Below are 9,973 nucleotides of genomic sequence, written 5' to 3' on the forward strand. Positions count from 1 at the left end.
ACGTGGCTTCTTCTTGGCCATGCTCTCCATGATGGACATCCTTCCGGGGCCGAGGCCCCTGATCTCGGATGTCCGTCAAACCGAACCAAGCCCAGCGTCGCGCCGCCGATGTCCATGGGGCCGCCGTCCTCGGCCTTGAGCCGGGTGATCTCGGCGATCGCGTCGCCGGTGACCAGGCGGGTGTTCCAGTCGACTTTGTCGATCGTCGAGGAGAACACCACCTTCGGCGTGTCCCGCCAGTTCCGCGCGAACGCGATCTCCGCCGGGGTGGCGCCCGGCTGCTGGTCGCCGGTCGGCCAGTAGGAACTCATCGTCTCCCACAGCTTGCGCCCATACAGCGACAGGCCACTCGCCAGCTCGTGGTCGAGCCACCACTGGAACAGCTCGTCGCTCGGCGGTCCGCTCCAGCCGATGTCGTCGCCGGCCGCGGCGATGTAGCCGTCCAGGGTCACGTTCATGCCGTAGATCAGTTTCCGCATGGCCCAGCCTTCCGTCCGTGGGTGTCCGGCGTATAGCCAGCGCGGCGCGGGAAACGCATCGATGCGCGATCTGGGCCGGCCGGTAGTCCTCGTACTCGGGGCTCAGCGTGGGGTACTCGGCCGACTCGGGCAATCCGCCGGATCTCGACCTTGCCCTCGCGAGGCAATGCCACAGACTTGAGACTCGAACCCTTCGGCGAGCACGCGGTAATGGGGGCCGTCCCATCCGGCGTCGGTCTGCAGTTCGCTCGTCGTGGTGGTCACAGGAGAAGCATCCCAGCAGTCCAGATCACCATCCAAAGGAATCGGACACCGCAGCCGCCGGGGAGCAGACCACCGCCGCCATCATGGGCTCATGAAGACATGGATGCGCTGCTACTGGGACGAGGAAGATATCTGGTTCTACTTCGAGGTCGATGCCGAAGGCTGGGTGATCCGGCAAGTCGAACTCCAAGGGCCTGGGCTGACACCGATCGCAGCCGCCTCTCTCGACGAATGGCAGCGGGCCCACGACGCAGGCCGTCTCGATGAGTACGACAGCAGGTTCGGGATCACAGCCGAGCTGCCCGTCTCGGAATGGGAGGGCCACGACCCCGAGCCACTTACCTCCGTGGAGTTCGAGGAGGTCTGGGGTCCTACTCGTCGGCAGGTCGCGTCGCGGCCACGCTGACTTCTCGGCCCTGCGGAGTCTTCGTGGCATCATCGTCAGCCGCATCGAGCGAGCAGTGCTCCGGCGCGAGTGGGTGGAACGGATGGCTGCCTTGATCTTAATCTTCCGCGCCATGCCGGGCGTAGGGGCAAGGGCTTAGCGCGGACAAGACCCCGTGGATATGGGAGACATGGCCGTGAGGGTCGTGGCATGCTGTCCGCATGCTTGATCACATAGCGATCCAGGTACGAGACGTCGCAGCGAGCGCGGACTTCTATGACGCCGTCCTCACACCGCTTGGCGGCAAGCGGACAAAGGAATTCGGCGCCTTCGTCAGCTTCGGTACCACTGGGCACACTCTCTGGCTTGTCCCCGTCGACGAAGACGACAAAGCCCGTGAGGTGCATCTGGCGTTCGCCGCGGCCAACCGCACGGCCGTTGACGCGTTTCACGCCGCGGCGGTCGCAGCCGGCGCCGAGTCCCTGCACACACCACAGCTTTGGCCCCAGTATCACGAGTCATACTATGGCGCTTTTGTTCGTGATCCCGATGGCAATAACGTTGAGGCCGTCTGCCACACACCGTAGCCAGTCCGACGCCTGTCAGCGTGGCATTTAACCTCTGCTGCCAGGGTTCCTCACTCCCAGTGACAGAACTCCAGGCGCCTTTGAGATCGTGGGCGATATGAGTGAGCTGGTGGAGCGTGTGGACGAGCGGGACCAGGTGGTGGGGGTTGCCGACCGGGGCGAGGCCATCCGCAGGAAGTGGCTGCACCGGGTGGCGACCGTCGTCTGCCGTGACGCGGAGGGCCGGATACTCGTGCACCGGCGGCCGGAGAACGTTTCACGGTTCCGGGCCAGTACAACTGGCTGCTCGGCGGCGCGGTGAACGCAGGTGAAACCTACGAGGATGCCGCTGCCAGGGAGCTGGAGGAGGAACTCGGTGTCTGTGCCCCGGTCCGGCTTGCCTTCAAGTTTCTCTGCCGCGGCGTGATCAGCCCTTACTGGCTCGGCGTGCACGAGGCCGTCATCGCAGAGGGCGTGGTGCCCGATCAGTCGGAGATCGCCTGGCACGGCTGGCTTCCCGAGGCTGCTCTCAGGGAGGCTCTGCAACAGTGGCCGTTCGTTCCCGACTGCCGGAAAACCTTCACGAAGTACATCGCGCTCCCGGGACGGTTGCCCGATGGCCTTGCTCAGACAGACCTGGTGATCGAATAATCCCTCGAACTTGATCGCTCGCAGAGGTAACCGCCGGACCCGAGGGCGGCCTTCGCCTGATCCATTGCTCCGTCACAGAGGCATGGGATCAACAAAGGCCGAGGGGTGAGTCTGCTGCATCAACAAGTCCAGCGGGAAGCCGTTCGCACTGCTGTCACACTTCCGGTCGGAGTTGTACGCGTGTATGACCGCGCCTGCGGACGTGCTGTTCGAGCTCACGGACGCCATGCTGTGTGCGGACGGACCGGGTGAAGACCCCTGGTCGGGCTGGTGCTCACCCCAGAACACCGCCGTGGACACGGCGCTCTATACGCGGGTCTCAACCACGGGCGGCTCAATGTGAGCCGGCTGCGGAGGTCTCTGGTATTGGTGCCGCTGCCGAAGGCGGCCGACGGTCGCCTCGTCCTCGCGGTCAACGTCTCGCCCTGGCTTCGGCCGGACGCCGACACCGCCCCTGGCCGGTGCTTCTGCCACGGTTCTTCTTTGGTCAGCATGCTGAAGTGGTCGTGGAGGGTTTCGGGGGCCGGCCGACTGCCGTACCGACGCGGTCTGAGAGGCCAGTAGTCTCCAGGGTGGAGGCGCCGTGCCGGGGAGCTCGGCCTGCCGGGGCGGTGAGGTCTGGGCCCTCCCTCACGCTCTTCCCGGAGGGTGAACTCCTTGGCGGGCTGTGGCGTTTACTCCCGCAGGAGCGCTGGGTGTTCGGATGCCTCGGCGAGGGCGTGACGCAGGCCTTCGCGGGTCCGGGGATCAGGCAGGTAGGCGCGGCGCTCGGGGTCATGGCCCAGGGGCTTGTAGGCAGTGGGGGTGATCTGGCGGCGTACGGCGTCGATGCTGGTCATGGTGCCGCGCAGGCGTCCGGCGGCTATGGGGTGGACAGGGTGCTGTGCGAAGTGCGCACGTACGTGGTCGAAGGGGGCCTCGCCGTCCTGGTCGACCACATGGCGCAGCACCTCCCGTGCTCCTGACCGCGCTTGCGCTACCAGGTAGAACAGGTGGCGTTCGGTCCAGCCGCGGAAGAGCCCGACGGCTCGCATGCGGCTGCTGCCGCGCTCGGGCTCGCCCGCTGCGTCATCGCGGACGGCGCGCAGAGCACTCACCGGCAGATCGCTGAACACGTGGCTGGCTGGGAGTCCGGCAGGGCCGAACCGCGTCCGCCGAAGCGCCGAGCCGCCCTCAAGCGCTTGCCCTACAGCGTCAGCAGGCCCCAGAACAGTGCCCAGGGAAGGAACAGTGCGCTCGCGAGAGCCAGTAGCCCGAGCCGGGCGGTGGTGCCGCCCGCCACGGAGGCCCTGACGCGCCACCAGCTCACCGCTGTCGCCACGGTCGCCAGTGCCGTGCCTGCGGTGAGGAGTTGCAGGACGAGCCAGAACACCGGACGGTTGCCCAGCATCGGGCCGGGCGTGTGATTGTGTGGGGTGGTGTCAGCGGGTTGTGTGGCAGCCGTTGAGTGTTCGTAGTGAGTGGGTCTGAGCTGCCCTTTTCAGGGGTGATGGCCGGGTCCGTGGCTGTCATGGGATGACTGAATGGCTGTCATGGTCTGAGAGTTGCGTGTAGCACACCTGGTGGGTGGCTGACGTGGGGATGCTTATTCCTGTGCACCCGGTGAGATCGCCCTGGTGTGCTGGTGGGTATGACTGCACGGTCCTCGTCACCCGCTACCGCCACTCCCACTCCTCCTCCCATTTCGGGGGAGGGGGCAAGGTCGCCGTCGTCCGTTTCCCCGGCGTTGGCGCTGACCTCGCCTGCGCAGGATCGGGCGCTGGCCCGCCAGGTGATGGTGCGCCGTCTGCTTTCCCTGGATGAGGCGGGCACGCTGGATACGGTGCACGTGCGGATTGCTGCGGACACTGCCGGGGTGCATGTCCGTACGGTGTGGCGCTGGCTGGCTCTCGCGCGGGACACGGGGCGGGTGGAGGCACCGCCGCGGCGGCGTGTGGTGTTCGCGTTCACGGATGAGCTGTGGGTCCGCCTGTCGGACCTGGGCGGGAACGTGAAGGCTCTGCACCGTTGGATGGAGGAGCACGCCGACGACGTAGTGCCCTCGCTCAGTACTGGCGTGCTGCCGTCCCTGACGACCTTGTATCACGCAGTGCACCGTGAGCAGCGGGCGGGCCGGGTGCTGGCGATCTCCCGGCCCGCGCACGCCCACAGAATTCCGGAACGCTATGACCGTGCCCTGGCCGAGCTCGCCCTGCCGGGCACGGTCGATGAGACCGGCCAGTCCACCGCGTCTGCCGCCGAGAGGGAGGCTGGTGAAGCCGACGGCACGCCCGATCAGGCAAGCCCGCCGCCGTTCGGTCACGGGGCGCGCCTCTACGCGCCGGGCGCGCATCTGGTGTCGACCCGGCAGCTCGGTGCGGTCACCGAAGCACTCGCCCATACCGTCGCCGCACGCGGTGTGTTGTGCGTGTACGGGGACACCGGGCACGGCAAGACCGTCGCTCTCGACCAGGCGCTGCGCCAGCTGCCGCGCCGAGTTCCGGTGCGCCATGCGCTGGTAGCGGTGAAGCCGGCCCTGCCGCAGCTGCGCGCCGCGCTGCTCACCGCCTTCGGCCTTTCCGCTCCGTCGCTGACGAACCGCACGGACGCGGCCGACCGTGCGCTCCTGGACGCGTTGCAGGCACCGGGTGTGCTGGTCATCGACGATGTCCAGCGGATCGCCGCTCCGGAGCTGGACTACCTGCGCCTGCTCATCGACGCCCCCACGACGAGGACGTCCCTGGTACTGTGCGGGGCCGGCGCTGAGCGCACTTTGGCCCGCGCTCCCGCGCTGGCCTCCCGCATCCTCACCTGGCAGCACATGCCACGCCTCGAGGCCGCCCAAGCCCCCGGTTTGCTGCGCCTGTTCCACCCTCTCTGGGACACCGCGCTTGACGCCGATCTGCTGCATGCGGACCAGACATGCGCACGCGGGAACTTCCGGACCTGGGCGAAGATCACTTCCCACGTGTACGCGGCCCTGGCCCGCCGCCCCGGCACCCCCGTGGATCATTCTCTGCTGTCCATCGCCTGCGCCCGCCTGGGCCCCGCTTCCTAGCCGTGCTCCCCGAGCCCCGGCCGGCCTGCTCCGGCCATGCGGCTCACCGAAGGACGACCGATGAACGCGCACCACGCCCCGCCTCCCGGCACGACACCGCAGCACGCCCCGTCTGTCGCTCCGGCGCTGGACGGGGCATCGCTGACTGCCCTGCGCGCTCCGGCTGTACGACATCTCCTCCAGCTGCGGGCCAGGGGCAAGCTCAGCCGCACTCATGTGGCCACGACCGCGCAGTGCCTGGACGTCTCGGACCGCACTGTGTGGCGGTGGCTGGCCGACGCCAGTGCCGATCCCGCCACTGCTGTGTCCCCGGGCGCCCGACGTGCTACCCGCTTCGAGATCACCCCCGAGCTCCGGGTGCTGCTGGCGTACTGGCACGGCAACGCCTCTGCGGTCCACCGCGAGCTCCTCGCCCGCGCCCGCCAGGCCCTCACCCCACCCCCACCACCGGCAGACACCGACTCCTCCACCCCTGGACCGGCCGCGCCACCACCCCGCGCCGCGGTCCCGGGCGGTGCCCCACCGACAGCTGTTCCGCTGCTGGACCCGGTCCCGTCCCTGGCGACGTTTCTGCGCGCGGTCCGCCGGGACCTGACCGCGGGGGAGCGGGCCGGCTACCGCCACGGCCCCGAGGCAGCCCGCTCCCTGGACGTGTTCGCCACACGCCTGCGGGCGTGGCGCAACGAGGTGTGGGAAGCCGACCATGTCCAGGCCCCGCTGCGCGTCGACGCCGACGGCTCTCTTCTCCACCCCTACGTCACCTGGTTCATCGACTGCGCGACCAAGGCCGTCACCGGCGTCGCCGTCACCCCCCATACCCCGACGCGCGCCTCGGTCCTGGCCGCGCTGCGCTCCGCGATCGTGCGCACCGACCCTTACGGGCCCTTCGGCGGGCTGCCCGAGCACGTCAGGTTCGACCGCGGCCGCGACGTCCTCTCCCGCACCGTCTCCACCGCTCTGACCGCGCTGGACGCGGACATCACCGTCCTGCCGCCCTACAGCCCGCACCTGAAAGGCAGCATCGAGAACCTCAACCACTGCGCCACCGCCATGCTGTTCGCGGCCCTGCCCGGCTACACCCCGAAGAAGCCGCGCCGCCGTCCCGACCGCCGCCCGCAAACGGCCCCACCGATGTCGTTCACAGCGTTCACCGAGGAACTGCTGGCCTGGGCACAGTGGTGGAACACCGAGCACCACCCCGCCGAACTGCACGGCGCGACACCGCTCGAAGCGTGGCAGGCCGATCCGACCCCGCTCAACGACGTCCCCGCCACCGAGGTGTGGACGTTCACGCTCGAGGACGACGGCCGTACCCGCACCATCACCAGCCACGGCGTCCGCTTCCGTAACCGGGACTACATCGCCGACTGGATGACCGGACAAGCCGGCCGCAAGGTCACGGTGCGCTTCATGCCCCACCACACCCACGAGATCGAGATCTGCGACCTTGCCGGCCGCCGCCTGTGCACTGCCCACCTCGCCGACCAGGCCACCGACGAACAACGCGCCGCGCTGCGTCACGCACGCACCCGGCGCGCCCGCCGCCTGCGGGCCGAGGCAGAAGCCGCCGAGCAACTACGGCATACCCGTTTCGCCCCGGCCACCGAAGCGACCCAGGCCCGCCGCCTGGACACGGTCACCGCCACCGAAGCCGCCCGGGAACTGGCCCAGCACCCCGAAGCCGACCTCACCGCGCTGGCCCTGCCCGACCTCATCCCGCCCGCCCCGCCTCCGGCCGACTGGGCGATCTCCGACGCCCTCAAAGCCCGCACCCGCCCCGCCGGCCCGGCACCCGACTCCGCCTGCAAGGACACCCCATGACCCGCCAGCTCCCGCCCCCACCCACCGACCAGTACGTCACCCTCCCCGACGCCCGCCTCGTCAGCACCCGCGCGCTGCTCACCGCCCGGGAGAACCTCACCGACACCATCAACGCCCGCGCGATGATGTGCGTCCATGGCGGCGCCGGCTTCGGCAAGACCATGACCGTCACCAGCTGCCTGCGCGCACTCGAACCAGACGAGGACATCCGCCGCATCACCTTCCACGCCCGCGCCACCACCCGCGCCGTCCGCCACGAACTGCACACCGCCCTCGAACTGCCGGGCCCGCCCCCGCGCTACGCCAGCGAGTCCGACCACCTCCTCAAAAACGCACTCGCCACCCACCCGCGCACCCTCGTCCTGGACGAAGCCCAGTGGCTCCAAAGCGACCAGCTGGAATACGTCCGATACCTCTGGGATGACCCCTACACCCAGCTCGCGATCGTCTTCGTGGGAGGAGAAGGCTGCTACCAGGCCCTGCGTAAGGAGCCGATGCTGTCCTCCCGGATCTTCATCTGGCAGCGCTTCACCCGCCTCACCGAAGACGAGGTCCTGGACGTCATCCCGCTGTACCACCCCATCTGGGCCGACGCCGACCCCGACGACATCGCCTTCGCCGACCAACGTGCCGCCCACGGGAACTTCCGCAACTGGGCCCGCCTGACCGCCCACACCCACACCGCCCTGGAACGCACCGGCCGCCCCGGCGTCGACCAAGAGGTACTGCGCTGGGCCTTCAGCTGCCTCGGCTCGGGCACATAGCCCTTCACCACCCCGCTCCATCCCCGACGTGCACCGCCTGCTCATGCCACGCCACCGGATCACGGCTTCTCTCCCCTCGATCTCGTCCGGCGCGGAAAGATGACCCCGTCTGTTGTTGTCGTCTGCCGAGGTTCTGCCCCCATGCCACCCACCCCCGGCCCCGCAGCCGCGGCCGCGACTCCTGCCCCCGCTCCCCGGGCCGTGGTTCCTCGCTGTGTGCTGCGCCCAGATCAGCAGCAGGCGGTGGACAGCGGGGTGCGGCACCTCAAAAAGCCCGGGAGCCGCGGGCACACGGTCTCGGCGTGCGGGACGGGCAAGACGCTGATCGCGCTGCGCACCGCCGAGGCCTTGAACGCCGACCACCTCCTCATCGCCGTACCGTCTCGGGATCTGATCGGCCAGTGGGCCCAGGTCGCCCGTGCGGATGGCTGTACCGAACCGCTGATGGCTGTCTCCTCGCTCCGGGCCGACAAGCACCCGCTGCTCGCTGAGGCCGGGGCGGTGTCCACAGGTTCGGGGGAGTACTTGGCGTACTGGCTCACCCGCCACAAGAAGGCGACCGTGTTCGTCACGCTCGACTCGCTGCCCCGCATCGAGGAGTCCGGGCACTCCGTGTTCACCGCCCCCGTCTTCGACCTCATGATCGTGGACGAGGCACACCGCACAGCCGGCTCCTGGGACAAGCAGTTGTCCACGCATACCACTTGATAGGGGGCAATCAGTCCGCGGCTGATGGCTTCGGGCAGGCCCAGCTTGAATGCCACGGGCCCGTAGATGGGGGAGTCGGGGTCCATGCTTGCGACCAGCCGCGGCGTGCCGTCACGGCTGCCCTCGGCGGCTTCCCAGATGCGGGGGGTTGCGGTCATGTAGAGGCGGCGGGCTGCGGGGATTTTGGTCTGGTCGTGTACGGCGGCCCACGGCCTTCCGGCGTCCCCGCTGGTGCGGTGGGCTTCATCGACGACCATGAGGTCCCATACGGCCAGGTCCTGAGCGTGGGCGCGCTGGAGAACGCGGCGGCCGACGGCGGCGTAGGTGGCGAACACCGTCACCCGGTCCAGGCCGCGCGTCCATTCCACGAGCTCGACTGGGTCTGTGGTACAGGGCATGCCGTCGGAGTCCTCGGGCCGCAGGCGGCACACCCCCAGCATGGGCCCCGTGCGGCCGCCTTCCCGCCAGGCGGCCGCGGTCTGGGTCAGCAGGTCCAGCGTCGGGACCAGGACCAGTACTCGCCTCGCACCGAGTTTCTGGGCGGCCGCGGTGGCGATGAGTGTCTTTCCTGAGCCAGTGGCGGCGATGACCTGGGTCCGCAGTCCCTCGGCGGGCATGTGTCCGCTGGCGGGTGTCTGCAGGGCCCTCAGGACGGCGTCGACGGCTTCTACTTGATGGGGGAACAGTTCTTTGCCCGACATTCTTTTCTCCTTTCCAACCGATACTCTGCTCTGGTTGGCGCACGCTTTGATAGGTTGTTGGATCTGGGTTGTAATTCGAATTGCCGGGGATCTGAAGAGGCTGAGTGCAGGCAATTCATGGCCGTTTATTGAGTTGCCTGTTTCCTTCGACGGACCCCGTCCCTGCACTGTGCCGGGGGGTGGCCTGTCTCTCCATAAGCTAGCGGCCCAGCCAAGATGACGCACATGAGTCATGGGAACTGTTCGAAACTGACCGGTCTTGCCAGGGTGATCTCACATCCCAGGGCGGCCGAGCCCTCGCTGCTCGAGTGACGGACCGTTCGGAAGCCCGGGACGCCAGCCAGGGCATGCCCTTATGAACCCCCGTCAACCGATGCGGTACCAACTCCGCCCCCTCGCCAGCTTTGAGGATCGCGCGGAGCGCGGTCCGTCGGCCGGATCGCGGAGCGATCCGAGCCCGAGGCCAACGGAGTTGGCCTCCCGGGCCACGGAGTGGCCCGGATTCTCGGGACGAAGTCCCGGAATACCGCACGGAGTGCGGTGCCGTCTTTCCGTCGCGTAGCGACGGCGCGTCGTGTCTGCGGAGCAGACCGCGCG

Annotated in this window: 9 protein-coding genes and 3 pseudogenes; 8 read left to right on the forward strand and 4 right to left on the reverse strand. The window is 68.7% G+C overall.

The window, feature by feature from the left end; genetic code table 11:
• A partial coding sequence (locus ACFY1P_RS35115) for a dihydrofolate reductase family protein (protein WP_390752985.1) occupies window positions 1-479 on the reverse strand: 479 nt, incomplete at its 3' end.
• Window positions 480-834: 355 nt separating this feature from the next.
• Between ACFY1P_RS35115 and ACFY1P_RS35120 the strand changes: the two genes are divergently transcribed.
• The 4 genes and pseudogenes from ACFY1P_RS35120 to ACFY1P_RS35135 form a co-directional block, all read left to right on the forward strand.
• On the forward strand, window positions 835-1,149 hold the full coding sequence (locus ACFY1P_RS35120; RefSeq protein ID WP_361535120.1) for a hypothetical protein: 315 nt from the start codon (window positions 835-837) through the stop codon (window positions 1,147-1,149).
• A 200-nt stretch (window positions 1,150-1,349) separates the two neighbouring features.
• Window positions 1,350-1,715 carry a VOC family protein gene (locus tag ACFY1P_RS35125; RefSeq protein ID WP_361535123.1) on the forward strand — a complete coding sequence of 122 codons (366 nt, stop codon included), beginning with the start codon at window positions 1,350-1,352 and terminating at the stop codon, window positions 1,713-1,715.
• Window positions 1,716-1,812: 97 nt separating this feature from the next.
• Window positions 1,813-2,345 (forward strand): annotated as a pseudogene (locus tag ACFY1P_RS35130) (NUDIX hydrolase).
• 105 nt (window positions 2,346-2,450) lie between these two features.
• A pseudogene (locus ACFY1P_RS35135) lies at window positions 2,451-2,819 on the forward strand (transposase); the annotation flags it as partial.
• Between the two features lie 200 nt (window positions 2,820-3,019).
• Here ACFY1P_RS35135 and ACFY1P_RS35140 read toward each other — a convergent pair.
• Both ACFY1P_RS35140 and ACFY1P_RS35145 read right to left on the reverse strand, forming a co-directional pair.
• Window positions 3,020-3,442 carry a hypothetical protein gene (locus ACFY1P_RS35140; protein ID WP_390752986.1) on the reverse strand — a complete coding sequence of 141 codons (423 nt, stop codon included), beginning with the start codon at window positions 3,440-3,442 and terminating at the stop codon, window positions 3,020-3,022.
• An 89-nt stretch (window positions 3,443-3,531) separates the two neighbouring features.
• Window positions 3,532-3,735: a hypothetical protein gene (locus tag ACFY1P_RS35145; protein WP_361535132.1), complete on the reverse strand. Its 204-nt coding sequence runs from the start codon at window positions 3,733-3,735 to the stop codon at window positions 3,532-3,534.
• 336 nt (window positions 3,736-4,071) lie between these two features.
• On the opposite strand from ACFY1P_RS35145, the gene ACFY1P_RS35150 reads away from it, so the two are divergent.
• The 4 genes from ACFY1P_RS35150 (at window position 4,072) to ACFY1P_RS35165 (ending at window position 8,675) form a co-directional block, all read left to right on the forward strand.
• Window positions 4,072-5,382 carry an AAA family ATPase gene (locus ACFY1P_RS35150; protein WP_390752987.1) on the forward strand — a complete coding sequence of 437 codons (1,311 nt, stop codon included), beginning with the start codon at window positions 4,072-4,074 and terminating at the stop codon, window positions 5,380-5,382.
• Between the two features lie 60 nt (window positions 5,383-5,442).
• A complete protein-coding gene (locus tag ACFY1P_RS35155; protein WP_390752988.1) occupies window positions 5,443-7,203 on the forward strand; it encodes a Mu transposase C-terminal domain-containing protein in 1,761 nt (586 codons plus the stop codon).
• Window positions 7,200-7,967, forward strand: coding sequence for an ATP-binding protein (locus ACFY1P_RS35160; protein ID WP_361532217.1), 768 nt, complete (start codon window positions 7,200-7,202; stop codon window positions 7,965-7,967). Before ACFY1P_RS35155 ends, ACFY1P_RS35160 begins: the two co-directional genes overlap by 4 nt.
• A 216-nt stretch (window positions 7,968-8,183) precedes the next feature.
• Window positions 8,184-8,675 carry a DEAD/DEAH box helicase family protein gene (locus tag ACFY1P_RS35165; protein ID WP_390752989.1) on the forward strand — a complete coding sequence of 164 codons (492 nt, stop codon included), beginning with the start codon at window positions 8,184-8,186 and terminating at the stop codon, window positions 8,673-8,675.
• A 152-nt stretch (window positions 8,676-8,827) separates the two neighbouring features.
• Here ACFY1P_RS35165 and ACFY1P_RS35170 read toward each other — a convergent pair.
• Window positions 8,828-9,610, reverse strand: a pseudogene (locus ACFY1P_RS35170) (DEAD/DEAH box helicase family protein); the annotation flags it as partial.
• Between the last annotated feature and the right edge of the window lie 363 nt (window positions 9,611-9,973).

This window comes from Streptomyces sp. NPDC001407 (assembly GCF_042895325.1).
GTDB lineage: Bacteria > Actinomycetota > Actinomycetes > Streptomycetales > Streptomycetaceae > Streptomyces.

Coding starts and splice junctions, on each gene's coding strand:
- ACFY1P_RS35125 (WP_361535123.1), top strand. CDS start 1,350: ATGCTTGATCACATAGCGATCCAGGTACGAGACGTCGCAGCGAGCGCG.
- ACFY1P_RS35155 (WP_390752988.1), top strand. CDS start 5,443: ATGAACGCGCACCACGCCCCGCCTCCCGGCACGACACCGCAGCACGCC.
- ACFY1P_RS35160 (WP_361532217.1), top strand. CDS start 7,200: ATGACCCGCCAGCTCCCGCCCCCACCCACCGACCAGTACGTCACCCTC.
- ACFY1P_RS35120 (WP_361535120.1), top strand. CDS start 835: ATGAAGACATGGATGCGCTGCTACTGGGACGAGGAAGATATCTGGTTC.
- ACFY1P_RS35145 (WP_361535132.1), bottom strand. CDS start 3,735: ATGCTGGGCAACCGTCCGGTGTTCTGGCTCGTCCTGCAACTCCTCACC.